23 protein-coding genes and 2 tRNA genes are annotated in these 25,969 nt (G+C 75.3%); 6 read left to right on the top strand and 19 right to left on the bottom strand.

Annotation, left to right across the window (positions count from 1 at the left end; translation table 11 throughout):
- Positions 1 to 103 precede the first annotated feature (103 nt).
- The 13 genes from rfaE2 to ACI793_RS01075 all read right to left on the bottom strand — a co-directional run bounded on the left by rfaE2 (position 104) and on the right by ACI793_RS01075 (position 13,552).
- Positions 104 to 1,474, bottom strand: coding sequence for a D-glycero-beta-D-manno-heptose 1-phosphate adenylyltransferase (gene rfaE2 / locus ACI793_RS01135; RefSeq protein ID WP_456604527.1), 1,371 nt, complete (start codon positions 1,472 to 1,474; stop codon positions 104 to 106).
- Positions 1,471 to 2,166: a D-sedoheptulose-7-phosphate isomerase gene (locus tag ACI793_RS01130; RefSeq protein WP_456604526.1), complete on the bottom strand. Its 696-nt coding sequence runs from the start codon at positions 2,164 to 2,166 to the stop codon at positions 1,471 to 1,473. The genes rfaE2 and ACI793_RS01130 overlap by 4 nt, the downstream gene beginning before the upstream one ends.
- Positions 2,163 to 3,365 carry a glycosyltransferase gene (locus ACI793_RS01125; protein ID WP_456604525.1) on the bottom strand — a complete coding sequence of 401 codons (1,203 nt, stop codon included), beginning with the start codon at positions 3,363 to 3,365 and terminating at the stop codon, positions 2,163 to 2,165. The genes ACI793_RS01130 and ACI793_RS01125 overlap by 4 nt, the downstream gene beginning before the upstream one ends.
- Entirely contained in the window at positions 3,362 to 4,354 is a 993-nt protein-coding gene (locus ACI793_RS01120) for a glycosyltransferase (protein WP_456604524.1), read from the bottom strand. The genes ACI793_RS01125 and ACI793_RS01120 overlap by 4 nt, the downstream gene beginning before the upstream one ends.
- Positions 4,351 to 5,358 (bottom strand): glycosyltransferase family 9 protein, encoded by a 1,008-nt coding sequence (locus ACI793_RS01115; protein ID WP_456604523.1) that lies wholly within the window; start codon positions 5,356 to 5,358, stop codon positions 4,351 to 4,353. The genes ACI793_RS01120 and ACI793_RS01115 overlap by 4 nt, the downstream gene beginning before the upstream one ends.
- Positions 5,352 to 6,842 carry an HAD-IIIA family hydrolase gene (locus ACI793_RS01110; protein WP_456604522.1) on the bottom strand — a complete coding sequence of 497 codons (1,491 nt, stop codon included), beginning with the start codon at positions 6,840 to 6,842 and terminating at the stop codon, positions 5,352 to 5,354. Before ACI793_RS01110 ends, ACI793_RS01115 begins: the two co-directional genes overlap by 7 nt.
- 85 nt (positions 6,843 to 6,927) lie before the next feature.
- Entirely contained in the window at positions 6,928 to 7,605 is a 678-nt protein-coding gene (locus ACI793_RS01105; protein WP_456604521.1) for a 3-oxoacid CoA-transferase subunit B, read from the bottom strand.
- Complete coding sequence (locus ACI793_RS01100) at positions 7,602 to 8,270, bottom strand: 3-oxoacid CoA-transferase subunit A (protein ID WP_456604520.1); 669 nt, start codon at positions 8,268 to 8,270, stop codon at positions 7,602 to 7,604. Before ACI793_RS01100 ends, ACI793_RS01105 begins: the two co-directional genes overlap by 4 nt.
- Positions 8,271 to 8,346: 76 nt before the next feature.
- Entirely contained in the window at positions 8,347 to 9,999 is a 1,653-nt protein-coding gene (locus tag ACI793_RS01095; RefSeq protein WP_456604519.1) for a tripartite tricarboxylate transporter permease, read from the bottom strand.
- A 1-nt stretch (position 10,000) separates the two neighbouring features.
- On the bottom strand, positions 10,001 to 10,444 hold the full coding sequence (locus ACI793_RS01090; RefSeq protein WP_456604518.1) for a tripartite tricarboxylate transporter TctB family protein: 444 nt from the start codon (positions 10,442 to 10,444) through the stop codon (positions 10,001 to 10,003).
- Positions 10,445 to 10,516: 72 nt separating this feature from the next.
- Positions 10,517 to 11,521, bottom strand: coding sequence for a Bug family tripartite tricarboxylate transporter substrate binding protein (locus ACI793_RS01085; RefSeq protein WP_456604517.1), 1,005 nt, complete (start codon positions 11,519 to 11,521; stop codon positions 10,517 to 10,519).
- Positions 11,522 to 11,867: 346 nt separating this feature from the next.
- A complete protein-coding gene (locus ACI793_RS01080; RefSeq protein WP_456604516.1) occupies positions 11,868 to 12,368 on the bottom strand; it encodes a MarR family winged helix-turn-helix transcriptional regulator in 501 nt (166 codons plus the stop codon).
- 56 nt (positions 12,369 to 12,424) lie between these two features.
- Complete coding sequence (locus ACI793_RS01075; protein WP_456604515.1) at positions 12,425 to 13,552, bottom strand: hypothetical protein; 1,128 nt, start codon at positions 13,550 to 13,552, stop codon at positions 12,425 to 12,427.
- A gap of 289 nt (positions 13,553 to 13,841) precedes the next feature.
- On the opposite strand from ACI793_RS01075, the gene ACI793_RS01070 reads away from it, so the two are divergent.
- Entirely contained in the window at positions 13,842 to 15,320 is a 1,479-nt protein-coding gene (locus tag ACI793_RS01070) for a dihydrolipoyl dehydrogenase family protein (RefSeq protein ID WP_456604514.1), read from the top strand.
- 318 nt (positions 15,321 to 15,638) lie between these two features.
- Here the strand turns inward: ACI793_RS01070 and ACI793_RS01065 are convergent, their stop codons facing one another.
- The 4 genes from ACI793_RS01065 to ACI793_RS01050 all read right to left on the bottom strand — a co-directional run bounded on the left by ACI793_RS01065 (position 15,639) and on the right by ACI793_RS01050 (position 20,187).
- Entirely contained in the window at positions 15,639 to 18,392 is a 2,754-nt protein-coding gene (locus tag ACI793_RS01065) for a transglycosylase domain-containing protein (RefSeq protein WP_456604513.1), read from the bottom strand.
- Between the two features lie 243 nt (positions 18,393 to 18,635).
- Positions 18,636 to 18,708: transfer RNA gene (locus tag ACI793_RS01060), tRNA-Arg, on the bottom strand.
- A 20-nt stretch (positions 18,709 to 18,728) separates the two neighbouring features.
- Positions 18,729 to 18,817 (bottom strand) — tRNA-Ser (locus ACI793_RS01055).
- Between the two features lie 158 nt (positions 18,818 to 18,975).
- Positions 18,976 to 20,187, bottom strand: a complete 1,212-nt coding sequence (locus ACI793_RS01050) for an MFS transporter (protein ID WP_456604512.1) — start codon at positions 20,185 to 20,187, stop codon at positions 18,976 to 18,978.
- A 101-nt stretch (positions 20,188 to 20,288) separates the two neighbouring features.
- Between ACI793_RS01050 and ACI793_RS01045 the strand changes: the two genes are divergently transcribed.
- From ACI793_RS01045 to ACI793_RS01025, 5 genes are all read left to right on the top strand, one after another.
- Positions 20,289 to 20,822, top strand: coding sequence for a CGNR zinc finger domain-containing protein (locus tag ACI793_RS01045; protein WP_456604511.1), 534 nt, complete (start codon positions 20,289 to 20,291; stop codon positions 20,820 to 20,822).
- A gap of 155 nt (positions 20,823 to 20,977) precedes the next feature.
- Positions 20,978 to 21,232 (top strand): hypothetical protein, encoded by a 255-nt coding sequence (locus ACI793_RS01040; protein WP_456604510.1) that lies wholly within the window; start codon positions 20,978 to 20,980, stop codon positions 21,230 to 21,232.
- 114 nt (positions 21,233 to 21,346) lie between these two features.
- Positions 21,347 to 21,607: a hypothetical protein gene (locus tag ACI793_RS01035; protein WP_456604509.1), complete on the top strand. Its 261-nt coding sequence runs from the start codon at positions 21,347 to 21,349 to the stop codon at positions 21,605 to 21,607.
- Between the two features lie 61 nt (positions 21,608 to 21,668).
- On the top strand, positions 21,669 to 22,388 hold the full coding sequence (locus tag ACI793_RS01030; protein WP_456604508.1) for an SGNH/GDSL hydrolase family protein: 720 nt from the start codon (positions 21,669 to 21,671) through the stop codon (positions 22,386 to 22,388).
- A gap of 75 nt (positions 22,389 to 22,463) precedes the next feature.
- Positions 22,464 to 23,894 (top strand): phosphatase PAP2 family protein, encoded by a 1,431-nt coding sequence (locus tag ACI793_RS01025; protein WP_456604507.1) that lies wholly within the window; start codon positions 22,464 to 22,466, stop codon positions 23,892 to 23,894.
- Between the two features lie 19 nt (positions 23,895 to 23,913).
- Here ACI793_RS01025 and ACI793_RS01020 read toward each other — a convergent pair whose 3' ends face one another.
- Positions 23,914 to 24,576 carry a potassium channel family protein gene (locus tag ACI793_RS01020; RefSeq protein WP_456604506.1) on the bottom strand — a complete coding sequence of 221 codons (663 nt, stop codon included), beginning with the start codon at positions 24,574 to 24,576 and terminating at the stop codon, positions 23,914 to 23,916.
- Positions 24,569 to 25,942 carry a TrkH family potassium uptake protein gene (locus tag ACI793_RS01015; protein ID WP_456604505.1) on the bottom strand — a complete coding sequence of 458 codons (1,374 nt, stop codon included), beginning with the start codon at positions 25,940 to 25,942 and terminating at the stop codon, positions 24,569 to 24,571. The genes ACI793_RS01020 and ACI793_RS01015 overlap by 8 nt, the downstream gene beginning before the upstream one ends.
- Between the last annotated feature and the right edge of the window lie 27 nt (positions 25,943 to 25,969).

Raw genomic sequence — 25,969 nt, 5'->3', positions numbered from 1 at the left:
TCTGCTTCTCCCCGGAAGGCATAGGTACCTCTGCCTACGGAATGGGCACCCGATTCGCAGGTAGAGGTACCTATGCCTGCATCGGGGCCTGGGGCGGGGGCGCTCACACCTGGGAGCGCTCGACCAGTGCCGTGGTCGAGTGCCCGTCCAGGTACGGCAGCACGACGGCCTGGCCGCCCCACGTACGCAGGACCGCCGCCTCGGGCAGGTCGGCACCGGCGTAGTCGCCGCCCTTGGCCCACACGTCGGGCCGCAGCCGGTCCAGGACCGCCGACGGGGTGTCCTCGTCGAACACGACGACGGCGTCGACGAACTCCAGCGCCTCGAGCACGCGCGCGCGGTCGGGGGCGCTGTTCAGCGGGCGCGAGGGGCCCTTGAGCCGGCGGACGGAGTCGTCGGAGTTGATGCACACGACCAGGCAGTCGCCCAGGCCGCGGGCCGCCCGCAGCGTCGCGACGTGCCCGGGGTGCAGCAGGTCGAAGCAGCCCCCGGTGGCGACGACGGTGCCACCGGCCGCCCGCACGCGCGCGATCACGCCCTCGGCGCCCGGCTCGGCGACCACGTCCGGGGTCTCGCGGTCCCAGGCGGTCGCCCCGCCGCGGGCGACGAACGCGCCGGCGAAGGCCACCGCCGACGACACCGCCTCTCCCGTCACCGCGCCGTCGGCCAGCGCCAGCGCCGCGGCCGCCGCGAACGAGTCCCCGGCGCCGCACGGGTCACCGCCGGTGACCGGCACGGCGGGCACGACCATGGGCGCGCCCGAGCCGTAGGACAGCAGCGCACCCCGGTCGCCCATGGTGACCGCGACCGCCCCCACGCCCCAGTGCGCGATGAGCGCCTCGGCGCGGGCGCCGACCGCCGCCAGGCCGTCGCCGGGTGCCTCCGGCACCACCCGTGCCGCCTCGGCCGCGTTGGGGGTGACCAGGCGGACCCCGCGCACCGGCTCGGCGCCGCGGGGGTGCGGGTCCCACACCACCGGACCGCGGGCGCCGGCCAGTGCCTCGCGGACGTCGACGGCCGCCGTCGTGCCCCGGCCGTAGTCGGCGACGAGCACGGCCGCGGCGGTGCGGATCGCCTCGGCCGCCTCGGCGGGCAGCGCGCCCAGCGTGGCCACCGGCGCCCCGCTGTCGAGACGGGCGACGGAGTGGTCGCCGACCCGGATGCGCTGCTTGACCGCGGTGCCGCCGCCGGCCGGGATCGCGATCAGCCGCACCCGCCCGTCGAGCAGCTCGCGCAGCCGGGCCGCGCCGTCGTCGGAGTCCAGGGGCGCCACCAGGACGACCTCGCGGGACGTCGCGGCGGCGGCGATGACCGCGGCCAGCGCCGCGCCGCCGGGGCGCTCGCGGCGCTCGACGTCCTCGACCACCGGCACCGGCGCGTCGGGGGTGAGCCGGGAGGCGCTGCCCACGAGGTCGACGTCGAGCAGCGCGTCGCCGACGACGACCAGCGGCCGGGCGTCGGACCGCCGGCTCACCGGGCGGTCCCCAGCGTCGGCCCGGTCGGCACGCGCGAGGGCGCGGCCAGCACGGCGGCGTCGAACGCGGCGCAGACCAGGTGCAGCGCGACCAGGTGGCACTCCTGCACCGTCGCCGTCCACGGGGAGTCGATGCACACCGCGTCGTCGGCGACGCCGGCCAGCGGGTTGGGCGCCGGGCCGGTCATCGCCAGCGTGGTGATCCCGCACTCGCGGGCGCGGCGGGCGGCGGCGACGGCGTTCGGTGAGCGGCCCGAGGTGGACAGCAGCACCAGCACGTCGCCGGGGCGGCCGTGCGCCTCGACCTGCCGGGCGAACAGCTCGTCGGCCGGGTAGTCGTTGGCGATGGCGGTGAGCGACGAGGTCTCGGCGGTCAGGCAGATCGCGGAGAAGGGCGGCCGGTCGGCGCGGTAGCGGCCGACCAGCTCGGCGGTCAGGTGCTGCGCCTGGGCGGCGCTTCCTCCGTTGCCCGCGGCGAGCAGCCGGCCCCGCGACTCCCCGGTGAGCACGCCGGCCAGCAGCCGCCCCCAGCTGTCGAGCGTGTCGAGCTGCGCGTCCAGCGACCCCAGCGCGGCGGTCAGCGAGGCGACGTGGTCCGCGCCGGTGAGGTGCGTGCACGTCGCGGGGTCGGGCACCGCGGCGGGCGCGACCGCCACGACGTTCTCGAAGAAGCTGTGCGGACCGGCGCTCATCGGGCGACTCCCACGGGACGGCGGCTGGCGAGTACCTGCCGGTAGACGGTGTCGGTGTCGGCCACGACGCGGCTCCACCGGTAGCGGTCGCGGGCCCGCTGGACCCCGGCGGCGCCGTAGGCGGCCCGGCGCGCGTCGTCGGCGAGCAGCGCGGCGAGCACCTCGCCGAGCCGCTCCGGGTCGCGCGGCGGGACGAGGTCGCCGGTCACGCCGTCGACCACGCTGTCCTGCAGCCCGCCGACCGCGGTGGCCACCACCGGCCGGGCGCAGGCCATGGCCTCCAGGGGCGTGATGCCGAACGGCTCGTACCAGGGCACCGCGAGGACGACGTCGGCCGAGCGCACCCAGGCGGGGACGTCCGCCCGGGCCACCGAGCCGGCGAACACCAGCCGGTCGGCCACCCCGGCCTCGGCGGCGATCGCGCGCAGCCGGCGGACCTCGGGGTCGGCGTCGACCGCATCGGCGCGCGGGCCGCCGACGACGACGAGCTCGGCGTCGGGGACCGCGCGCAGCGCCCGCACCGCGTCGTCCTGGCCCTTGCGCTCCACGAGCCGGCCCAGCACCAGCAGCCGCTTGCGGTCGGACCGTGGGGCCACCGGGCCGTCCGGCGTGAACACCGCGGTGTCGACACCGCAGGGCACGATCGAGACGCGGTCGGTGGTCAGCCCCAGCCGGCGCAGCTCGAACACCTCGTCGGTGCAGGTGGCGACCACGTGGGCGACGCTGCGGCACAGCGAGCGCTCCAGCTCGATCCGGTTCGGCGGCGAGGTGTCGGCGTCGCCCTGGTGGCGGCGCTTGACCGAGCCGAGGGCGTGGAAGGTCTGCAGGACCGGGATGTCCCCGGCGGCCGCGACCGACGCCAGGCCGCTCATCCAGAAGTGCGCGTGGACCAGATCCGGTGGCCGGGAGCTCCACGTGCGGCGGAGGTTGGTGGCGAACTCGGGCATGTGCCGCAGCAGGTCGTCCTTGGGCAGCTCGCACGGCGGGCCGGCGGGCACGTGGACGACGTTGTAGCCGTCCTGCGTGACGACCCGCTCGGGCAGCGAGTCGTCGTCGCGACGGGTGTGCACGGTGACGTCGTGGCCGCGCTGCGCGAGCCCCGCGGCCAGGGCCGCGACGTGGACGTTCTGCCCGCCGGCGTCGACGCCGCCGATGGCGGCGAGCGGGCTGGCGTGCTCGCTGACCAAGTCGATCCTCATCGCGTCACCTCTCCGAGAAGGCGATCCCAGTCGCGCAGGAAGCGGTCCAGCCCGTAGCGCTCGAGCGCCGCGGCGCGGGCGGCCTTGCCGGCCAGCCGGGCGGCGTCCTCGTCGTGCAGGAACTCCCGCACGGCGTCCCACAGCTGCTCCGGCCGGGTGGAGATGACCCCCGCCTCGGCCGGCACCGCCTCGACCACCTCGGTCGTGGCCAGGGCGACGACGGGCATGCCCAGGTGCATGGCCTCCAGCAGCGACAGGCCCAGGGACGTCCAGCGGACCGGGTGCACGTACACCCGGCGGCGGGCGAGCTCGGTGTGCATGGCGGCCTGCGGCGGGTCGTCGAACAGCGCCACCCGGTCCGGGTCGAGGCCGTACCGCTCGTGCAGGCCGGCCAGGCCCATGCCGAAGACGTCGACCGGCGCGGCCTGCGCGAGCCCGGGGAGCAGGTCGGCGCCGACGGTGCGGCCCCGGCGGACCGGCTCGTTGACGACGACGGCGGCGCGGGCCAGCTCCCCGGTCCAGCGCTCGCCGGGGTCGACGATGCCGTGCTCGATGACCGTGGTCGGCGCCCGGCCGTTGTCGTAGAACAGCCGGTTGAAGTGGGTGACGTGCGCGATCGGGATGTCGGTCCGCCCGGCCATGGGGTGCCGGGTGTGCGGCACCGGGCCGTCGTCGGGCTCCAGGCCGGGGGCGTTGTGCTCCAGGAAGACCGCGGGCAGGTCGCGTCCGGGTTCGGCGCCGAGCCACTCGCGGACCAGCTCCAGGTCACGGGTGCGCTGCAGGACCACGACGTCGGGCTGCTCCTCGCGCAGCTGCTCGGGCGTCACCTCGCGGGCGGCCGCCGGCCAGTCCCAGGTGCGGGCGCGGCCGAGCCCGTCGGGACTGCGCCGCCCGTCCGGACCGTCGACGACGGGGATCAGGTACTCGTGGCTGCCCTGGACGAACGCCGTCGTCCAGGAGCCGTGCACGTGCCAGACGAGGACCTTCATGTGCTCACCAGCTTCTCGACGGCGGCGACGACGTCGGCGGCCGTGACGGAGGTCAGGCAGGGATGGCCGGGCACGGGGCACTCGCGCGCCCGGGTGTCGCGACAGGGTGCGTCCTGGTCACCCAGCAGGACGGTGGGGACGCCGTAGGGCGCCCACCGCGCGGCGGGGACCACGGGCGCGAACAGCGAGACCACCGGCGTCCCCACGGCGGCGGCGAGGTGCGCCGGCCCGGTGTTGCCGACGACGACCGCAGCGGCGCCGTCGAGCACCGCGGCCATCTCGGCGAGCGTGGTCGCGCCCCCGAGGTCGACGCCGCGGGTGCCTGCGACGAGCGCGGTCAGCTCCCGCTCGCCCGGGCCGCCGGTGACCAGCACCCGGTGGCCGGCGTCGGCCAGCGCCTCGACCGCCTCGGCGCACCGCTGGGCGGGCCAGGCCCGGGCCGGGACGGAGGCCCCCGGGTGCAGCACGACGTAGCCCGGTGGCACGTCCACGGCGGGCAGCGGACGGCGCAGCGTCAGCCGGCCGTCGTCGCCGGGCGGGAGCTCGAAGCCGGCCGCGCGGGCCAGGGAGAGCGCCCGTTCCGGCTCAGGCACGTCGTCCTCGACCCGGTGGCGGACGTCGAGCAGCGCGCCGGGGTAGTCGACGCTGATCGCGGAGATCCGCGGGACGCCGGCCGTCCGGAGCACCAGGGCCAGGGGCAGCGGCGACTGGTGGAACGACGTGGAGATCACCGCCTCGTCGGGCGCGAGCGACCGCACGCGCTCGGTGAGGGCGGCGAGGTCATCGGCGTCCACGGGCGGGGCGTCGCCGAGGATCCACGGGCAGGCCCACGTCCACACCTCGTCGACGCCCGGCAGCAGCTCGGCGGCCGCGGCACCCGCCGGGCCGGCGAGGAACACGACGCGGTCGGCACCGTGCGCGACGGCCCGCACCAGCGGGCCCTGCAGCAGGACGTCCCCGGCGTTGTCCAGCCGGGCCACGAGCACCGTCCGGGCGGTCACCACCGGCCGCCCAGTACGTCGTCCACCGCGGCGGTCAGCGTCTCCGCGACGTGCGCCGCGGCGGCCACCTCGGCCTTCCGCGTCACCGGCGTCGGCACCATGATCCCGGTGGCGCCGGCGGCGGACGCGGCGTCGACGTCGGCGGAGATGTCGCCGATGACCACGCACCGCGCGGGGTCGACGTCGAGCTCGGCGCAGGCGGCCTTGACCATGCCGGGAGCGGGCTTGCGGCACGCGCAGCCGTCGTCGGGGCCGTGCGGGCAGACCTGCAGCGTGTCGAAGGGGCCGAGCAGCTCCTCGAGCCGGGCCATGCAGGCGTCGACCTGCGCGCGGGTGATGAGGCCACGGGCCACGCCGGACTGGTTGCTGACGACGCCCACCTTCACCCCGCGGGCGCGCAGCGCGTCGACGGCCTCGCGGGCGCCGGGCACCGGCTTCACCAGGTCCGGGTCGCCGTTGTAGGGGTAGTCGCGGACCAGGGTGCCGTCGCGGTCGAACAGCACCAGGTCGGGCAGCCCCTTCCACCGCGGCACCCGCCGGTGGCCGGCGACGCCCTTCAGCCAGTGCCAGGTGGCCAGCGGCGGGATGAGCGCACTGGTGGCGAGCATGGTGGTGACCTCGGCGCGGTCGCGCGGGCCGGGTGCGATGCGGGCCCAGGCGAACTCGGCGGTCCCCGCCAGCCAGCCGGCGGCGGCGAGGGCGGCCGCCCGCGGGCGGCGGGCGGCCGCGAACCCGAGCGCGGCGAGTACTGCGGCGGTGACGGCGGTGTGCTGCGGACGGCGGCCCAGCGCGGCGTCGGCCCGCTCCCGCCAGTCGGGTCCGTGCAGCCGCCGCATGAGGACGTCGTCGGCGTTGCCGGCCTGGACGCGGACGCTCACCCAGCGGTCGGTGGGCCGCACGGGGTGGGTGATCCAGCGGTCGCCGCGGACCAGGCGCGCGCCGGTGTCCATGACCCGCAGGGCCAGGTCGGAGTCCTCGCGGAAGGCGCGCGGGAAGCGCTCGTCGAAGCCGCCGACCGCGGACAGCGCGGCGCGGCGGTAGGCGAGGTCGGCGGTGATCCAGCTGGAGGTGGCCAGCCCGGCGGTGCCCCTCTCCCAGTCGGTGGGCCGCCGGTGCTCCGGCAGCGGCACGCGCACCCGCCCCTGGCTGCCGGCGACGTCGGCGGGGAGGTCGGTGAGATCAGCGGCCAGCCGCTCGTACCAGTCGGCGTCGGGCACCACGTCGTCGTCGAGGAAGGCGATCCAGGGCGTCCGGGCGCTGCGCCAGCCCAGGTTCCGGGCGCGGGCCGGACCGCCGCCGCCGGTGCGCACGACGCGGACCGGCGGGAGCCCGGGGCGCTCGGGGTCCAGCGGCGCCCCGGTCGGGCGGTCGTCGACCAGGATCAGCTCGGCCGGGCGGGGGCCCGGGGCCGCCGCGAGTGCGTCGAGGAGCACGTCGAGCGAGGGCCGCCCGATCGTGGGCACGACGACGGTGCACTCCGCGATCATGATCGCGTCCGTGCCCGGACTCGATCGGCCAGAAACACTACGGGCTTGAAGTTTTCGCCCCTGTCCACCGGCCGGGGCGGTGCGTTCAGACGGCGCCGGGCTCCAGCACGAGGACGTCGTCGGCGAAGGCCAGCCGGGCGCCGGTGCGGGCCTGCAGCTCCTCGCGCTCCAGGCCGGCGACCATCTCGCGCACGACCAGGCCCTCGGGGGTCACGTCCATGACGGCCAGCTCGGTGTAGATGCGGTCCACGACGGCGGCGGCGGTGAGCGGGAAGGTGCACGAGGAGAGCACCTTGGGCCGGCCGTCCTTGGTGGTGTGCGTCATGAGCACGAGCACCCGCTTGGCGCCCACCGCGAGGTCCATCGCACCGCCGACCGCCGGCGGGTGCCCGACCTCGTCGGTGGCCCAGTTGGCGAGGTCGCCCTTCTCGGACACCTGGAAACCGCCGAGCACGGTGACGTCGATGTGGCCGCCGCGCATCATCATGAACGAGTCGGTGTGGTGGAAGAACGAGCCACCGGGCACCAGCGTGACCGGCTGCTTGCCGGCGTTGATCAGCTCGGGGTCGCCCTCGCCCGGGGCGGGTGCCGGTCCCATGCCGAGGATGCCGTTCTCGGAGTGGTAGACGATCTCCTTCTCGGGGGAGACGACGTCACCGACCAGCGTGGGCATGCCGATGCCGAGGTTGACGTAGGCGCCGCTGGGGATGTCGCGGGCCACGCGGCGGGCCATGTCGGTCAGCGAGAGCCGGGGCCCGGTCATGACGCCTCCACCTGCACGACCCGGTCGACGAAGATGCCGGGGGTCACGATGCACTCGGGGTCCAGGTCGCCGAGTTCGACGAACTCGCGCACCTGGACGACGGTCAGGGTGGCCGCGGTGGCCATGGTGGGGCCGAAGTTCCGCGCCGCCGTGGAGTAGACGAGGTTGCCCCACCGGTCGGCCGCGCGTGCCTTGATCAGCGCGACGTCGCCGTGCAGGGGCTCCTCGAAGACGTGCCGCCGGCCGTTGATGATGCGCACCTCCTTGCCCTCGGCGAGCAGCGAGTCCGCGCCCGCGGGGGTGAAGAAGCCGCCCAGGCCCGCGCCGGCCGCACGCATCCGCTCGCTGAGCGTGCCCTGCGGGACGAGCTCGAGCTCCAGCTCGCCGGCGCGGTAGCGCTCCTCGAACCAGATCGAGCCGCTGGACCGCGGGTACGAGCAGATGATCTTGCGGACCCGCCGCTCGCGCAGGAGCGCGGCGACGTCGGTCTCCCCGCTGCCGGCGTTGTTCGTGACCAGCGTGAGCTCCCGGGCGCCCTGGTCGAGGACGGCGTGCACCAGCTCCACCGGGATGCCGGAGTTGCCGAATCCGCCGACGAACACCGTGGCGCCGTCCTGGATGTCGGCGACGGCGTCGACGAGCGACCCGACCCTCTTGTCGATCACTGGCTCCCCGTCCGCTCGTGCGGGCACCCGCGCCCGGCTCCGACCACTCTGCACCAGCCCCCGCCGGGGCCGCGGCTCAGGGCCGGTCGCCGTCGACGCGCGTGCTGCCGCCGGTGGTCGAGCCGCCGGTGGTCGTGCCGACGTCGGCCGGGCCGTCGGTGGCCGCCGCTCCCCCGGTGCCCTCCGGCTCGGCCTCCGTGCCGGTCGCCGCGAGCTCGCCCTCGGCGACGCCGGGGAGCCGGCTGCGGCTGCGCCGCCGCCGGATGCCCATCACCGTGCTGTAGAGGATGAGCAGCGCGATCGCCGCGAACAGCCCGCCCGACAGCGGCCGGGTGACGAAGATGTCGAACTCTCCACCGGAGATGAGCATCGAGCGGCGGAAGTTCGACTCGAGGATGGCGCCCAGCACGAAGGCCAGCACCAGCGGGCCCGGCTCGAAGCCGGTCTTCTTCATGAGCCAGCCGATGATGCCGAACACCAGCACGACCCACATGTCGAAGGGGTCGTTGTTGACCGAGAAGACGCCGGCCATGGTGATGAGCAGGGCGAACGCGGCCAGGATGCCCGCGCGCACGCGCAGCAGCTGGACGAAGACCCCGACCAGCGGGATGTTGAGCGCCAGCAGCATCAGGTTGCCGATGAACATCGACGCGATGACGCCCCAGAAGATGTCCGGGTTCTCGTCGATCAGCTGCGGCCCCGGGGTGATGCCCTGGATGAGCAGCGCCCCGTAGATCAGCGCCAGGACGACGTTGGGCGGGATGCCGAGGGTGAGCAGCGGGACGAACGCCGACGTGGACGACGCGTTGTTCGCCGTCTCCGGTCCCGCGACGCCCTCGATGGCGCCCTTGCCGAACCGGCTCGGGTCCTGGGCGCGGCGCTTCTCGAGCGCGTAGGAGGACAGCGAGGAGATCACCCCGCCGCCGCCCGGCAGCACGCCGAGGAAGAAGCCCAGAACGGACCCGCGGGCGATGGCCCCGGAGGAGTCCCGGAAGTCGCGGCGGGAGGGCCAGATGTTCTTGAGCTTGCTCTTGACCGCCTCGGCCTTCTCGGTCTTCTCCAGGTTGTAGAGGATCTCCCCGACGCCGAACAGGCCCATGGCCACGGCCACGAAGTCCAGCCCGTCGAACAGCTCGACCTGGTCGAAGGTGAACCGGCTGGTGGCCGTGATGGCGTCCCGCCCGACCGTGGCCAGGAACAGGCCCAGCGCGGCCATGGACAGCGCCTTCACCGGGTGCTTGGTGCCGAGGTAGGTGACCAGCAGGATGCCGAGCGCGGTCAGCGCGACGTACTCGGGCGCCTGGAACTGCACCGCCAGGTCCGACAGCGGGGGCGCCAGCAGGATCAGGCCGACCACCGAGATCGTGCCGCCGATGAAGGACCCCACCGCGGCGATGCCGAGCGCCGGTCCGGCGCGGCCCTGCTTGGCCATCTGGTAGCCGTCGAAGGTGGTCACCACCGAGGCCGCCTCACCCGGCAGCTGCAGCAGCACCGAGGTGATCGTGCCGCCGTACATCGAGCCGTAGTAGATGCCGGCCAGCAGGATCACCGCGGTCGCGGGCTCCAGCTCGTAGGTCAGCGGTAGCAGCAGCGCGATGGTCGCCGTCGGGCCCAGCCCGGGGAGGACGCCGATGACCGTGCCGATGAGTACGCCCAGGAAGACGTAGAGGATGTTGGTGGGGTCCAGCGCGACGGAGAAGCCCTCGCCGAGGCCGTCCAGGATGCCCACGTCAGCCGCCCAGCACGATGTCGTCGGGGAAGGGCACGCCGAGAGCCTCGACGAAGACCAGGTGGAAGACCACGGCGCCGATCACCGCCAGCGGCACCGCCCAGCGCCAGGGCTCCCGGGCGAAGAGGCGCAGCCAGATCAGCAGCATCAGCACCGCCGGGACCAGGAAGCCGATCTGCTGGAACAGCACGATGAAGACGCCGAGGCTGATCAGCCCCAGCGCGATGCCGGCCGTGCCGCGGGTCCACGGCTCGTAGTCGGCCGGGTCGTCGATGAACAGCAGGATGAGCGCCGTCAGCGTGAGCAGACCAGCGACGATGAACGGCCACAGTCCGGGGCCCGGTGCGTCGAGCTGCCCGAGCGACAGGTCGCGTGCCTGGAGCATCGCGGCGATCCCGAACAGCAGCAGGACCAGCGGCGCCAGCCGGTGGAGGTGCTTGGACATCGATCTCCCGTGGAGCGGCGGCGGGCCCGCCGGTGGGCCGCGGAGCCGGTCGCCCGGCTCCGCGGCGTTCGGTCAGTCCTGCAGGATCGGACCGTAGACGTCGACGATCTCCTCGATCCGGTTCTGGAAGGCATCGGTGCCGACGAACTCGTCCGGCACGTACTGCTCGCCGAGCTGCTCGACCGTCTCCGGCTTCTCCAGGCAGGTGCTCACCGTGTCCTCGAGGGTGCTGACGACGTCGTCCGGCGTCCCGGCCGGAGCGGCGAGACCGAACACCGACACGCTGTTGGTCAGCTCGGGGAACCCGACCTCCGCCAGCGGCGGGGCGTCGATGTAGTCCACCGGCTCGGGGGTGCTGACGGCCAGCGGCACGAACACGCCCTCCTCGATGTTGTTCAGCACGTCCTGCGAGCTGTTGATGAAGATCGCGTCCACGGCGTCGCCCTGCAGGGCGGTGGTCATCTCGGCGTTGCCGGTGTACGGGACCAGCGTCAGCTCGGTGTCGTACTCCTCCGCCATGCGCGTGAGCTCCATCGCCTGCGACGTCGTCGTCCCCGGGACCCCGACGTTGAGCTCACCCGGGTTGTCCGCCGCGTACTCGAAGAAGGCCTCGGCGTCGGCGTACTCGGAGTCCGGGCCGACGATCAGCGCGGACGGGATCTCGGTGAGGGCCGCGATCGGGATGTAGTCGTCGTTGGTGTAGCCCACGTCGTCCCCCTGCAGGGGGTTGGTGGCCGACGCCGGCACCGCGATCAGCGACAGGGTGTAGCCGTCGGCGTCCTCCGCCAGCATGGCCTGCATACCGATGGAGCCCGAGGCGCCCTCCCGGTTCTGCACGACGACGGTCTGCCCGAACTCGTCCTCCAGGCAGCTGCCGATCGTGCGCGCGGCGAGGTCGGTGGGGCCACCCGCGGCGTAGGGCACGTAGAGGGTGATGTCGTCGGTGGGGTAGTCGGAGGCGGCCTCGCCGCCACCACCGCCGGAGGAACCGCCCTCGTCGTCCCCACCGCAGGCAGCGGCGAGGGTGAGCACGGAGATCGCGATCAGGGCGGGTGCGGTCCGTCGGATGGGGCGCATGGGAGTCCTCCAGTTGCTGGGCGTGCGATCGGGATCGTGCGGGTGGGTCAGCCGGGGAGCGGCTGGTCGACCCGCCGGGTGGGCTCGACGGTCCGGGCGGGCCCCGACGGGCCGCTTCCCGCCTCGTCCCCGCGGCCGGGATGCGCGCCGGCCGCCACCGGGAGGAGCGCCGGAACGCTCCGGAGGCTTCGCTGCATCGTCGTCGCCCCCTGGTCCGCCACCTGCTCCGCCGGCTCGGTGACCTGCGTCGCACATGCAAGCACAGGCCGGGGACGCGGACAGTGCCGGAGGACAACGAAGCGGCAACGATGCGAACCCGCCGGTAACCAGGGCCGACGGGCCCGGATCAGTGCCGGGACCGCGCCGCCGAGGACACCCGCGCCAGGGCATCGGTGACGACGGCGGCGTCGTCCCCGAGCAGGGTCAGCAGGTGCGCCACGAGCTCGTCGTGCGTGCGCGCCGCCTCGGTGACCCGCTGCCGCCCCGCGGGGGTCAGCTTCGCGTGCAGCACCCGCCGGTCGGCGTCGCCCCGTTCGCGCAGCACGAGGCCGTCGGCGACCAGCCGGCTCACGGTGCTCGTCACCCCGGGCCGGGACAGCCCCAGGGCCTCGGCGACCTCGCCCATGGAGGCCCGCTCCCCCGGTGCGTCCGCGATCCGCCGGAGCGCCTCGAACCCCGTGAGCGAGAGGTCGTGCTGGCGGTGCAGGGCCGAGTCGACCCGCCGGGTGATGCGGTCGTGCACCTGCACGATGCGCAACCACGTCTCGGCGGGGCGGGGGGCGACCCCGGGAACGGCGGCGGCGTCGCGGGGGATCCCGCGCGCGAGCGCGTCCTCCGACCGTGGCACGCCAGCGTGGTCCCCGGATGAGGCCGGGCTGAAACCGTCCCGGCGGCGTCGTCCGGTCAGCGGCCCAGCCGGTGTCCGCCGCGGTGCCGCCGCTCGAGCCGCCCGGGTCGTCGCCGCGCGGTCATGGACACCAGCCCCGTCCCGGTGACCGCGAGCGCGCCGGCGGCCGCCAGCAGCGGCACGGTCGACGCCTCGTCCGGCGCGGGGGCGGTGGCGTCCGCGGCCACGTCGAGGGGGACATCGGCGACGGCGGCCGAGCTGTCGCCCACGACGTCCAGCGCCGCGGGACCAGCCGCGGTCCACGCCGGGATGAGCACCTCGGCGGTGACCGAACCGTCGTCGTCGGCCGTGGCCGAGCCCAGCACCTCGCCGCCGTCCCGCAGCGTGATGGTGACCCGCTCGCCGGGCCGGTAGCCCTCCGCCCGGAGCCGGACGGTGCCACCGGCGGCCACGGGGGTCTGGGTCTCCCCGCCCCCGGCCGCCGACGTCGTCGGCCGAGCGGAGGTGGACGGGGGTCGAGCGGACGTGGTCGCGGAGACGGAGGCGGACGGCGTACCCGCCGGCGAGGACGACGGAGGCGTGGGCCGGGAGGACGACGGCGACGTCGGGCCCGTAGGTCGCTGGGTCGACGGCGACGTCGGGCCCGTGGGCTCGGCCGGGACCACCGGCGCGGGGGCGGGTGTCGGCCCCGGACCCGGCGTCGGCCCCGGGCCGGTCGTCGGCCCCGGGCCGGTCGTCGGTCCCGGATCGGGGGTGGGCGCCGGCGGGGACGGCGGCGGCGCGCTGGGCGGCGGTTCGGTGGCGACGGCGCACTCCTCGGCACCGGGCCGGGTGTACGTGTGGTCGGCGAGCTCGTCGACGAACGTGGTCCCCGACCCGTCCTGGGCGGCGTACTCGAGGCGGCCGTCGATCGTCTCCCCCGGGGCGACGTCGGCGGTGCGCAGGACCACGGTCTGCCCCGGCTGCAGCAGCGCCTCGTCCTCGCCGCCGGGCTCGCGGGTCGTGGCCAGCCGGACGGCGTAGGGCGCCGTGCCGGCGACGACCTCGACCACCAGGCCGCCGGGCCGGCAGCTCGGGGCGTGGGTGACGCGGGCATCGGGGTGGGTCAGATCGTCGATGGCCGCGGCCGGCGCGGCAGCGAGGACACCGGAGACCGCGCAGGCCAGGACGAGGCCGGCGAGCACGCCGGGGCGCCGGAACGCCGCCGATCGGGTGGCGCCGGGGTGACTGGTGGAGATCGGCCTGCCCTCCCGGCATCGACTCGTCCGGGTTCCGATGATGACCGAGGTGACGCATCGTCGCCAGGGCCTCACCGGATCGCCGGAGTCCTCCCCGGCGTGTCGCCGGAGTGTCGGCATCCGGGCGTCCGCCACGCGGGGAGGGCCGTGCCACCACGGCCCGGCCCGCACGCTCCCCATCAGCGACCGGCGCTCCGCCGCGGGAGATCCCCGGACAGCGGTGCCAGGGTGGGGCATGCCTCCCTCCGCCCTCGCCCGTCGCCGCTGGGACCTGCTCGTCGTCGGCGCCGGCACGGCCGGCCTGATCGGCGCCCAGGTCGCCGCGGCGCTCGGTGCCCGGGTCCTGCTCGTCGAGCGGGAGCGCTTCGGCGGCGACTGCCTGTGGACCGGGTGCGTGCCGTCCAAGGCGCTGCTGGCCGCGGCCCACGCCGCCGCCGATGCGCGGGTCGCGGAGAGGTACGGCGTGCACGTCGGGGACGTCCGCGTGGACGGGCCGGCCGTCCTCGCCGCCGTCCGGCAGGCGATCGACACCATCGCCCCGGTCGACTCCCCGGACGCCGTCCGCGCCTCCGGGGCCGGGACGGCGTCCGGCTCCGTCCGGTTCACGGGAGCGACCCGCGCCGAGGTCGACGGCGTGCCCGTCCGGTTCCGCCAGGCGCTGGTGTGCACGGGCTCGGCCCCGCGGATGCCCGACCTGACCGGCCTGGCCGACGTCGACCCGCTGACCACCGACTCGATCTGGTCCCTGCCGGATCTGCCGGACCGGCTCGCCGTCCTGGGCGGCGGCACCAGCGGCTGCGAGCTCGCCCAGGCGTTCGCGCGGCTCGGCGTCCACGTGACCCTCGTGGAGGCCGGCGACCGGCTGCTGCCCGGCGAGGACCCGCGGGCCGCGGAGGTCCTGACCGACGCGCTGCGCCGGGACGGCGTGGACATGCGCCTCGGCAGCGCGCCCGTCCGCGTCACGGGCGACGGGCGGCAGGGCCGGCTGCACCTCCCGGACGGCAGCGGAGCCGACTTCGACCGGCTGCTGGTCACCGTCGGGCGGGCTCCGCGGACCGAGGGCCTCGGGCTCGACGCGGCCGGTGTCGCGACGGACGAGGACGGCAGCGTGGTCGTCGACGACGCGCTGCGCACGACGAACCCCCGCATCTGGGCTGCCGGCGACGTCACCGGGCATCCCGCGTTCACCCATGTCGCCGGGGTGCACGGCAACCTCGCCGCCACGAACGCCGTCCTCGGCCTGCGCCGCCGGGTCGACCTGTCGGCGGTGCCGCGCGTGACCTTCACCCGCCCCGAGGTGGCCGCGGTCGGCGAGCCCACGGGCGAGCCGGGGGCCGGCCGGCGGGTGCACACGCAGCCGCTGCGCCGTGCGGACCGGGCCATCGCCGAGCAGTCGACGGAGGGCTTCACCCGGCTGGTCGTGGACGCCCGGCACCGGGTGCGCGGGGCCACGGTCGTGGGGCCACGGGCCGGCGAGGCGCTCACCGAGCTGACCCTGGCGGTCTCCCGTGGGCTGACGACCTCGCACCTCACCGGGGCGATGCACCCCTACCCGACCTACGCCGATCCGCAGTGGAACGCCGCGATCGCCGACTACCGCGGCCGCCTGACCAGCCGGTCCGGGCGGATCGCCCTGACCGCGCTGCGGCTGGCCCGGCGGGTCCGCCTCGCCCCGGACTCCCGGCCCGGGAGGGACACGCCGACGACGGGTTGACGGACCCGAGTGACCGGGGTCACAGTGGTCTCGGGCGGGGGCAGCCGGCAACGAATGGCCACCCATCGCTGGGTGGACCGACCAACGCGGCCAGACCGCCAGGACCGGCCCCCCGCCCCCACACTCCCCACCCGCCGGGCCCGGCGAACTCGGCCGACCAGCCGCGTCGCGTCGTCGTCCTGCGGCCTGCCCGTCTGCTGCTGGATCAGCAGGCCTGCGTGCGCCGGTTCGAGCACCTCCGCCTCGTGACGCACGGTGGGCAACCGGCACAGCACCCCTGGGCCACAAGCGCTGGACGCCGGTTCTCCGGCGCCGTCGCTACGCGGCGGGCGCGGGCGCCTGGCCGGGCTCCGGCTCCGGCTCGGGCGTCGGCTCGGGCTCGGGCGTCGGCTCGGGCTCGGGCGTCGGCTCGGGCGTCGGCTCGGGTTCAGGCGTCGGCTCGGGCGTCGGCTCGGGCGTCGGCTCGGGCGTCGGCTCGGGCGTCGGCTCGGGTTCAGGCGTCGGCTCGGGCGTCGGGGTCGGCGCCGGAGGCGGAGGCGGAGGCGGCGGCTCCGGGGTGGGCGTGGGCGTCGGTTCGGGGGACGGTGCGGGCGCGGGGGCAGGTGCGGGTGCGGGTGCGGGTGCCGGTGCGGGTGCGGGTGCGGGGGCAGGTGCAGGGGCCGGCGCCGGCTCCGGGGTCGGGGTGGGCGCCGGAGGCGGCGGCGGCTCCGGCGTCGGTGCGGGCGCGGGCGCCGGGGCCGGCGCGGGAGCGCGTCGCGGCTGGGATTCGGGGGTCGGCTCCGGCCGCGGGGGCGGCGGGGGCGCCCAGCGGGCGCCGTTGCTCACCAGGACCGCCACCGGCTGGTCCGTGCTGGCGATCGCACCGGGCCCCGGCTGCACCGCGACGACGATGCCGGGGCGGCGAGGGCTGTCCACCGGGGTGACGGCGGCGGCCAGCCCGACGCCGGAGAGCAGCGCTCGGCAGCGGTCCTCACCGGCCCCGATGCAGCCCCCGGGCACGGTCTGACGGGCGCCCCAGACGTACCGCGGGTCGGCCGGCGCGAACGACGCCTCGGGCCAGAACGGCAGGATCGGTGCCAGCGCGTCGTGCCAGATGGGGGCGGCCAGGCCGCCACCGGTGCCGCCGATGTCCCGGTTGGCCACCGGGTCGAAGACCATGACGCTCGCGGACACCTGCGGCGTGAAGCCCACGAACCCGACCGAGTAGCGGTTCTGCGTCGTCCCGGTCTTGCCGGCGATCTCACGTCCGGGGATGTAGGCCGCTCCGCCCGTCTGTCCCGGGGTGCCGGGCTCGACGTCCTTGCGCAGTGCCTGGCTGAGGGTGTTGGCCAACCCGACGTCCACCACCTGCTCGCAGGGCCCCGGGCCGCCCAGCGGCTGCCCCTCGGAGTCGGTGAGCGGCTCGCCGTCGCGGTCGAGCACGGCCTCGACGGGGGTGGGCGCGCAGCGCTGGCCACCCGCGGCCAGCGTCGCGTAGGCGTTGGCCAGGGCCAGCGGGCTGGTCGACTCCGAGCCGAAGGTGAACGACCCACGGTTCTCCGCCACGATGGTGTCGGCCACCGGGTCCAGCGAGGTGAGCCCGAGACGCTGCGCCATGCGCACCGGCCCCTCGACCGAGCCGAGCTGGTCCTCCAGCGCCAGGAAGTAGGTGTTCGAGGAGCGGTACAGCGCCTCCTCCATGTTCAGCGTCGCCGGGTAGTTGTCGCTGTAGTTCTGCACCGCGTACGGCTCGCCGCCGTCCTCGTACACCGCGGACTCGTACGGGTTGGGCGTGGTGATGACGTGGTCCAGCCCGAAGCCGGCCTCGAGCGCGGCGGCGGCGGTGAAGACCTTGTAGATCGACCCGGCACCCGCGCCGGAGACCAGCCCGAGGTTGACCGAGGTGCGGCTCGGATCTTCCCCGTCGGCGCCGAAGATGCGGTTGACCGACATGGCCAGCACGCGGCCGGTGCCCGGCTGGACGGCGGTGTAGACGCCCGCCCGCGGGTCCTCGACCGCCAGGGCCTTGCGCACCGCGGCGTCCCCGGTCTGCTGCATGACCGGGTCCAGCGTGGTCTGCACCGTGAGGCCGCCGGTCTCGATCTGCTCGCGCGACAGGTCGAGCTCGTCGGTGAGGTACTGCAGCACGTAGTCGCAGAAGAAGCCGGCTGTCCGCGCCTCGCGGCAGCCCCGGGCGGGGCCCTCGCCGGGCTGGAGGACGACCGGGTCGGCGCTCGCCTCGTCGGCCGCCTGCTGGTCGACCATGTCCAGCTCAACCATGCGGGCCAGGACGACGTCCCGGCGCTCGGTCGCCCGCTCCGGCGCGACGAAGGGGTCGTAGGCGGAGGGGCTCTGCACCAGCCCGGCGAGCGTGGCGGCCTGCGCCAGGGTGAGGGCGTCCGGCGTCACGCCGAAGTAGGCCTCGGCGGCAGCGGCGACGCCGTAGGCGCCGGCACCGAAGTACACGCGGTTGAGGTAGCGGGTGAGGATCTCGTCCTTGCTGTAGCGCTTCTCCATGCCGAGGGCCAGCTGCGCCTCGCGGAGCTTGCGGCCCACGCTCTGCTCGGTGGCGCCCTGGCGGCCCTCGGCGTCGTCGGCTGTCTGGAGCCGGATCTGCTTGACCAGCTGCTGGGTCAGCGTCGAACCGCCCTGGACGACGTCGCCCGCCCGCACGTTGGTGACCAGCGCCCGCGCCAGCCCCTTCCCGTCGACACCGGAGTGCTCGTAGAAGCGGGCGTCCTCGATCGCGACCAGGGCGTCCTTCATCACCGGCGCGATCGCCTCGCTGGGGACCACGGTGCGGTTCCGCTGGAACAGCTCGGCGATGAGGGTGCCGTCGGCGGCGAGGATGCGGGTGTTGCCGGGCGGCGTCCGGTCCAGCAGGTCGTCGCCCGCCGGCTGGAACATGTCGGCGGTGGTCCGGGTGGCCAAGGCGGCACCGCCGACCAGCGGCCAGGCGAGACCGGCGGTGAGCGCGCCGGCCAGGACGACGGCGAGCACCAGGAGCAGCAGCGCCCGGAACCGGCGCGGACGCGCGGGCGGGGCCGGCTCGACTGCGGGCAGCGGCAGTCCACCGGGAGGCGGGACGGGCACGGAACTCCTTCGACGGCGACAGGGCTCGGTCCGCCGCGAGGGCGGGCCACCTGTCCCCCGTGCCCGCATCGCACCCGTTTCCCTACGGGATCGGGCGAATCGTCACGTGACGGCAAAGAGACGACGTCCTGCGGGGCCGCCGTCACCGGATCGCAACGTTCGCGGCGGCGCACGCTCCGCGCACGACGAAGCGGCCCCGCACTTCCGTCGAAGTGCGGGGCCGCTCGGTGTCTCAACCAGACGTGCACCCGAAGGGATTCGAACCCCTAACCTTCTGATCCGTAGTCAGATGCTCTATCCGTTGAGCTACGGGTGCCGATGTTCAGTTGTCGTGCGCGGAGGCTCCGGGATTTGAACCCGGGATGGGGATTAACCCAAACCGCATTAGCAGTGCGGCGCCATAGACCGGACTAGGCGAAGCCTCCCGGGGTCCGAGTGTCCTCGTAACCGCCGACGGAGAGACTACCAGCGCCCCGGACGCCGCCCCCAGGGGGCCGGAGCTCCGTGCGAGAGCCGCCGCGCAGTGCCGCAGCCGCGGCCCACGGCGGCTGCGGCGACGTGCGGCGGCTCCCGCACGGAGGGCTCAGGCGGCGACGGGCTCGCGGACGGCGTTCGGTGCGAGCACCGAGGGGCGACGGCCCGGCACCAGCGTGATGCCGACGGCGACCGCGGCGCCGACGGTGGCCAGCGCGAGGCTGCCGCTGACCCCGAAGCGTCCCTCGATGAGCGCGCCGCCGAGCGCCGCACCGACGGCCGACGCACCCACGGTGATGGTGGACAGCCAGGTGAAGGCCTCCGTGGTGGCGTGGTCGGGCGCCATCGAGCCGACGAGGGTGTTCTGCACGGTCAGCGTGGGCGCGATCGCCGTCCCGCCGAGGAAGAGCAGCACCCCCAGCGCCCACGGGCTGGAGATCCAGGCCAGGGGCGCCAGCCCGATCGTGACGCCGAGCAGCAGCAGCCGGTACTGCCGGGGCAGTGACATGCTCAGCACCCGCGCGCCGAACCACAGGCCGCCGATGGTCGAGCCGAGCGCCCACAGCGCGAGCAGCAGGCCGGACATGCCGGGAGCGCCGATCTGCTCCGCGAACGCCGGGACGGCGACCTCGAGCGCGCCGAACCCGAGCATCAGCGCGGCGCCGCTGAGCAGCAGCCGCGGCATGCCCGGGGTGCGGACGGTGGAGAACATGCCCGCGCTCGCCCCGGGCGAGGGGACGTACGCCCGGGTGGCCGCGGAGGTGGCGATGCCCAGGGCGCCGCCGACGGCGAGGACGCCCGCGACGCCCACGGCCAGGGCGGGCGAGGCGAAGACGGCGAGCGCGGCGACCAGCGAGGGGCCCACGACGAAGACGAGCTCGGTGGCGGTGGCGTCCAGCGCGTAGGCGGTGGGGCGCACCCGGGGGTCGACCCGCGACCACAGCGCGCGCACGGTGCCCGACACCAGCGGGGTGGCCGCTCCGGCACCGGCCGACGCGGCGACGACGGCGGCGTCCGGCGCCCCGCCGAGGGCGACGGCGATCAGGAGGGCGAGCAGCAGCGGGTAGGCGGCTGCCTGCACGAGCAGGATCGAGCGGGGGCCACGGCGGTCGGCGAGCCGGCCGAGGACCGGTGCCATGACCGCGGAGGCGACCCCGAGCGTCGCCGCCGCGAGCCCGGCCACCGCGTACGACCCCGTCTGCTGCTGCACCATGAGCAGCAGCGCCAGCGGCACCATGGCCGAGGGGAGCCGGCCGGCGAAGCCGGCGAACAGCAGGACAGGGGCGGACGGAAGCCGCCAGACAGGGAGGTAGGCACGCACGGCGGAGCTCGTTTCGCACTTGCTGGGGAGGAATCGGTAGGTGGTCAAAACCCGTTGACCACCTACGACGGCGACGGTAGCACGGATCGGTAGGGAGTCACATGGATTACGACACCTACGGGTCGACGGCGGTGGAGCTGGCGATCGAGCTGGCCAACACCGAGCGCGGCGACCCGGGGTGGGCGCGCGCCTTCCTGGACTCCCACCACGAGTGGTTCAGCCCGGGCACGTCGTTCGACCTTTCCCCCGGCGAGACGCACCGCGCCGCCGCGACGGCAGGGCTCGTGCGCACCGTCGCGCTGGCCGAGTCGCAGGCCGACGTCCTGGACCGGCTCAACGAGCTCCTCGCGCTGGCCCGGCCGCGGCCCTACGCCACCGACCACGACGGGGAGCTGCACCTGCACTACGCCGCCCCCGACTCCCCGGCACTCGAGCAGCTGACGACGACGGTGGCCATGGGCCTGTCGCAGGTGGTCGTGCAGCACGGCTGGCAGCGCCTGGGCGTCTGCGCGGCCGAGAACTGCGACGACGTCTACGTCGACACCTCGCGCAACGCCAGCCGCCGGTACTGCTCCAACACCTGCGCCAGCCGCTCCACCGTCGCCGCCTACCGCGCCCGCCGGAAGACGGAGTAGCCGGCGCACGGCGGACCCGATTTCGGAACGTCATCGTCCTTTCCTCCGCCACCCCGGCCGGTGAACGCGCAGGTCAGACGCGCACCCTCACCCGTTCGGGTGAACGTCGGCGAGGCCGGTTCAGCGATCGGTGATCGGACCCGAACTTCCCGGACATGAGCAGGTACCGGACGACGACGGCGATGCCCTTCGCCCATCTCCACGGAGCGACGTCCGCGCTCCGCCACCAACTGGAACGCCAGATCACCGCCGACGACGCGTGGGCCGTGGCCGACTGGTCGACGCTGCGCGTCGTCGGGCCGATCGAGACGTTCGGCCCGCACGGCGCGGTCCAGTTCGAGTACCGGGGTTCGGTCGAGCCCCGGCGGCTGGCGCCGCTGCCGAACAGGGCGGCACGCACCCGGCACTGACCCGGTGCCCCCCGGACCCGCGCCTCCCTCCCCTGGTCGTCGCGCGTCACCCGTTCGGTGCAGCGCGGCGCGCAGGGCAGACGCCGGACGGGTCCGACCGGAGATCATCGCCGCGTGCGACTCCGGGATCCGCGCTACCTGTTCGGGGTGAGGCCCTGGGTGTTCTTCCCGGCGTGGTTCGCTCTCGGTTCCACGCTGGGCTGGCTGCTGGACGGCGCGCCGGTCTGGCTGAGGCTGCTGGTCCTGGCGCCGGTCGGCTGGACGATGCCGTTCTACGTGGCCCGGATGCCGTGGATCACCCGGCTGAGTCCTCACGCACGCCGCGACGGCACGAGCCGCTGGAGAGCCGGTCCGCCGGGCGACCGCTGGACGTAGCTGGCGCCTCGCACGGTCCGTCCGCCGCCACCGAGGAGCCGGCCCACGTAGCGTGCGCGCCATGACGCGGCAGCGCCCCTGGATCGCCGCGGGGGCTGCCCTGCTCGTCGTCGGAGCCGCCTCGCTGGGGGTCGCCGACGGTGCCGCACGCGAGGACGCCGGGGAATCACGCGAGGACGCGGGGGAATGCGGCCCGGCCATCGAGGCCCGGGAACAGCGGCTGGCCGAACCGGTCACCAGTGGCAGCCCCACCATCACCGTGCTGGGCGACTCCTACACGCGGGGCACCGGCCTGTCCGGCCCCGAGGTGGCGTGGCCCACCGCGCTGGGCGAACGGCTCGGAGCCGAGGTGGTCGTCGACGGCGTGGGCGCCACCGGCTACACGACCCCCGGCTTCTGCATGACCGCCCCGTTCCGGTACGGCCAGCGGCTGGACTCCGACCCGCCGGAGGGCGACGTCGTCGTGGTGCAGGGCAGCGTCAACGACTCCCTGCTGGGCACACCGGACGAGGTGGGCGCGGCCGCGGCCGACGTCCTGGAACAGCTCGAGGACGTGCCCACCGTGGTGGTCGTGGGCCCGCCGCGCGTCCCCGCCGCCGACGAGGCGGAGCTCGCGGTCATCGACGCCGCCCTGCGCGAGGCCACCGACGAGGCCGGGCGGGTGTACGTGCCCCTGATGGACGCGGACATCGAACTGCTCGACGACGACCTGCACCCCACCGAGGCCGGCCAGCAGCGGATCGCCGAGCTGGTCGCCGCGGCGATCGAGACGGCCGACTAGACGACCCTCCCGGGCGCCGCACCCGGCCGCCGCCGACGGACCCAGCCCGGGCGCGGGCTGCACTAGCGTCCGGCCGTGCCCTCCGCCCGGAACCTGGACGTCCGCCTGCACGCCTACATCGGCGGGCTGCCCAGCTCCCCCGCCGACCGGTGGCTGCACCGGCTCACCACCGCGGCGGACCACGGCCGGCTCTGGCTGGCCGTCGGCGGCCTGCTGGCGCTGCGCCGGGGCAGCCTGCGCCGGGGCGCACTGCGGGGGGCGGGCTCCATGGCGATCACCAGCGCGCTGGTCAACGCCGTCCTCAAGACGCTGTTCCGGCGCGTGCGGCCCGTGCACAGCGGGCACCCCGACCGGCTGCTGCGCCGCTCGCCCACGTCGTCGTCGTTCCCCAGCGGGCACTCCGCCTCCGCCGCGGCCTTCGTCACGGGGCTCGCGATGGAGTCCCTGCCGGCCGGGGCCGCGCTGGCCCCGGTCGGGCTCGCCGTCGGCTACTCCCGGGTGCACGTGGGGGTGCACTACCCCGGGGACGTCGTCGCCGGGTTCGCCGTCGGCGCGGGCGTGGCCGCCGCGACGCAGCACTGGTGGCGGGTCCGGCCGACGGAGCCGGCCCGCGTGCGACCGGCCTCGACGGCGCCCGCCCTGCCCGACGGCGAGGGCCTGACCGTGGCGGTCAACCCGCGCAGCGGCCCCGCCGACTACGACCCCGCCGAGGACATCCGCCGGCTGCTCCCCCGCGCGCGGGTGCTGGAGACGACGGAGGAGGCCGGCGTCGACGAGCTCCTCGGGACGGCGGCCCGCGACGGCGCCCGGGCGCTGGGCGTGGCCGGGGGCGACGGCAGCGTGGCCGCGGCCGCCGCGGTCGCGCTGGAGCACGGGCTGCCGCTCGCGGTCATCCCCGCCGGGACGCTCAACCACTTCGCCCGCGACGTCGGCCTGCTCACCCCGCAGGACGCCGTCGACGCGGTGCTGGCCGGGGAGGCGGTCACCGTGGACGTCGCCGAGGTCAACGGGACGCCGTTCCTCAACACCTCGAGCATCGGCGCCTATCCGGAGATGGTGCGCCGCCGCGACCGGCTCGCCGGGCGGCTGGGCAAGTGGCTGGCGCTGACCGTGGCGGCCGCGCAGGTCCTGCGCACCGGGACGCCGGTGGAGCTCGAGGTGGACGGACGCCCGCTGCGGGTCTGGATCCTGTTCGTCGGCAACTGCCTCTACACCCCGCGCGGGCTGTCGCCGGCCTGGCGCCCGCGGCTGGAGGACGGCCTGCTCGACGTGCAGTACCTGCGCGCGGACCTGCGGTTCGGCCGCACCCGGGCGGTGCTGGCCACCCTGTTCGGGGTCGGCGAGCGCAGCCGCTGCTACGGCAGGTTCCAGGCGCGGGAGCTGGCGGTGGTCTCCCGGTCCGGTCCGCAGCGGGTGGCCTACGACGGCGAGATGGGCGAGCCGGCCACCGGGTTCCGGTTCGGCAAGCGCGCCCCGCTGACCGTCTACTGCTGCCGCGGCCGCTGACGGGCCGTCGAGCGCGGGATCAGTCCAGGTCGACGAACCGCTCGACGTCGCGCGGGCGTCCGGCGATCACGATCTCGGCGCCGTAGGTGAGCACGGTGTCCAGGCCGGCGTGGGTGAAGCTGCTCGCGGCCTCGGGCTTGACGGAGACCACCGTGACGTTGTGCCGCTTCCGCAGCCGCGACTCCCCCAGCGGCACGCCGACCAGCTCCCGCGGCGGCCGGGTCTTGGCGAACACCCACTCCGGGTCGAGCTCCACCCAGTCCAGCAGCCGGCCGGAGACCAGGTGGGCGACCCGCTCCCCCATCTCGTGCTCGGGGAACACCACGTGGTGGGCGCCGATGCGCTCGAGGATCTTCGCGTGCTGGACGCTGAGCGCCTTGACCCAGATGTCGGGGACCGCGAGGTCCACCAGCAGCGCGGTGGTGAGGATGCTGGCTTCCAGGTCGGTGCCGATGCCCACCACCACGCGGGTGAAGTCAGCGATGCCGATCTCCTCCAGCGCGTCGACGTCGGTCGAGTCGGCGACGACCACCTGGCCGAGCTGCCCGGCCAGCCGCTGGACGATCTCGGGGCGGTTGTCGACGCCGAGGATCTCGGTGCCGTTGCCCGCGAGCTCGAGCGCGAGCGCGGTGCCGAACCGGCCCAGGCCGATGACCGCGACGGGGTCCTTGTGGCTAGCCAACGATGGTTCTCTCCTCGGGGAGCTGGTGGCGCCGTCCGCGGTTCCGGATCGCGAGCCCCGAGGCGAGGGTCAGCGGTCCGATGCGGCCGACGAACATGAGGACGACGACGAGCACCTGCGCCGCCGCCGGGAGGTCGGCGGTGATCCCGGTGGACAGGCCGACGGTGGCGAACGCCGACACCGTCTCGAACAGGACGCGCTCGAACGGGAAGGGCGTGAGCACCTCCATGAGCAGCGTGCCGAGGACGACGACGCCCATGCTCAGCACGGCGACGGCCAGGGCCTGGCGCTGGTTGGTGGCCGGGACGCGGCGCCGACCCACCTCCACGTCGGTGTCGCCGCGCATCTCGGCCCACAGCACGTAGGCGAGCAGGCCGAAGGTGGTCACCTTGATGCCCCCGGCGGTGCCCGCGCTGCCCCCGCCGATGAACATCAGGACGTCGGTGAGCAGCAGCGTCTCGGGCTGGTAGGCGCCGATGTCGAGGTTGTTGAACCCCGCCGTGCGCGGCATGACGGCCGCCACGAAGGCGGCGAGCACGGCGCGGGCCGGGTCCAGCCCGCCGAGGGTGTCGGGGTTGCGGCCCTCGAAGGCGAGCATCCCGGCGGTGCCGACGACGAGGAGCACGACGCTGACGAGCACGGTGATGCGGGTCAGGACCGACCACGACCGGGGGTGCCGCCACGAGCGCAGCAGCTCGAACACGACCGGGAAGCCGAGCCCGCCGACGATCACCGCGAGCGCGATGGTCCCGGTGATCCACGAATCGCCCACGAACCCCACCAGGCTGTCGGAGAACAGCCCGAAGCCGGCGTTGTTGAAGGCCGAGACTGCGTGGAAGACGCCGAAGTAGAGGGCGTCGACGGGCGACCCGCCGTAGGCGGTGGCGAACCGGAGGGCGAGCACGGTGGCGACGACGGCCTCGCACACCAGGCTGAAGACGACCACCTTGCCGATGACGCGGCGCACGTCCGCGGCGCTCAGCGACTTGGTCTCGGTCTGGGCGATCAGGCGGGCACGCAGGCCGAGGCGGCGGGACAGCAGGAGCGCCACGAGGGTGGCCAGCGTCATGATGCCGAGGCCGCCGGCCTGGATGAGCAGCAGGATGACCCCCTGCCCGAAGCCGGACCAGTAGGTCCCGGTGTCGACGGTCGCCAGGCCGGTGACGCACACGGCCGAGGTCGCGTGGAAGAGCGCGGTGAGCAGGTCGGCCCGCTCCTCCCCGGCCGTCGACACGGGGAGCATCAGCAGGGCGGTGCCGACGGCGACGGCGGCGGCGAAGGCGGTGGCGATGACCTGCGCGGGGTGGCGGCCGGCGCCCGCGGCCGATCGCCCACGGCGCGGGCTGATGGAGGCGGGGACGCTCACGGGGCGGGCTGCGGGGGCACGCGCCCT

The sequence above is a fragment of the Blastococcus sp. SYSU DS0617 genome (assembly GCF_054051075.1).
The sequence above is the reverse complement of the archived record's forward strand: the minus strand, read 5'-3'. Positions and strand labels throughout refer to the sequence as shown.

What these genes read in the sequence shown, in the direction of transcription:
- ACI793_RS01070 (WP_456604514.1), top strand. Translation starts at nt 13,842, where the DNA reads ATGCCTCCCTCCGCCCTCGCCCGTCGCCGCTGGGACCTGCTCGTCGTC.
- ACI793_RS01040 (WP_456604510.1), top strand. Translation starts at nt 20,978, where the DNA reads ATGAGCAGGTACCGGACGACGACGGCGATGCCCTTCGCCCATCTCCAC.
- ACI793_RS01125 (WP_456604525.1), bottom strand. Translation starts at nt 3,365, where the DNA reads ATGAGGATCGACTTGGTCAGCGAGCACGCCAGCCCGCTCGCCGCCATC.
- ACI793_RS01120 (WP_456604524.1), bottom strand. Translation starts at nt 4,354, where the DNA reads ATGAAGGTCCTCGTCTGGCACGTGCACGGCTCCTGGACGACGGCGTTC.
- ACI793_RS01045 (WP_456604511.1), top strand. Translation starts at nt 20,289, where the DNA reads ATGGATTACGACACCTACGGGTCGACGGCGGTGGAGCTGGCGATCGAG.
- ACI793_RS01030 (WP_456604508.1), top strand. Translation starts at nt 21,669, where the DNA reads ATGACGCGGCAGCGCCCCTGGATCGCCGCGGGGGCTGCCCTGCTCGTC.
- ACI793_RS01130 (WP_456604526.1), bottom strand. Translation starts at nt 2,166, where the DNA reads ATGAGCGCCGGTCCGCACAGCTTCTTCGAGAACGTCGTGGCGGTCGCG.
- ACI793_RS01090 (WP_456604518.1), bottom strand. Translation starts at nt 10,444, where the DNA reads ATGTCCAAGCACCTCCACCGGCTGGCGCCGCTGGTCCTGCTGCTGTTC.
- ACI793_RS01105 (WP_456604521.1), bottom strand. Translation starts at nt 7,605, where the DNA reads ATGACCGGGCCCCGGCTCTCGCTGACCGACATGGCCCGCCGCGTGGCC.
- ACI793_RS01085 (WP_456604517.1), bottom strand. Translation starts at nt 11,521, where the DNA reads ATGCGCCCCATCCGACGGACCGCACCCGCCCTGATCGCGATCTCCGTG.
- ACI793_RS01110 (WP_456604522.1), bottom strand. Translation starts at nt 6,842, where the DNA reads ATGATCGCGGAGTGCACCGTCGTCGTGCCCACGATCGGGCGGCCCTCG.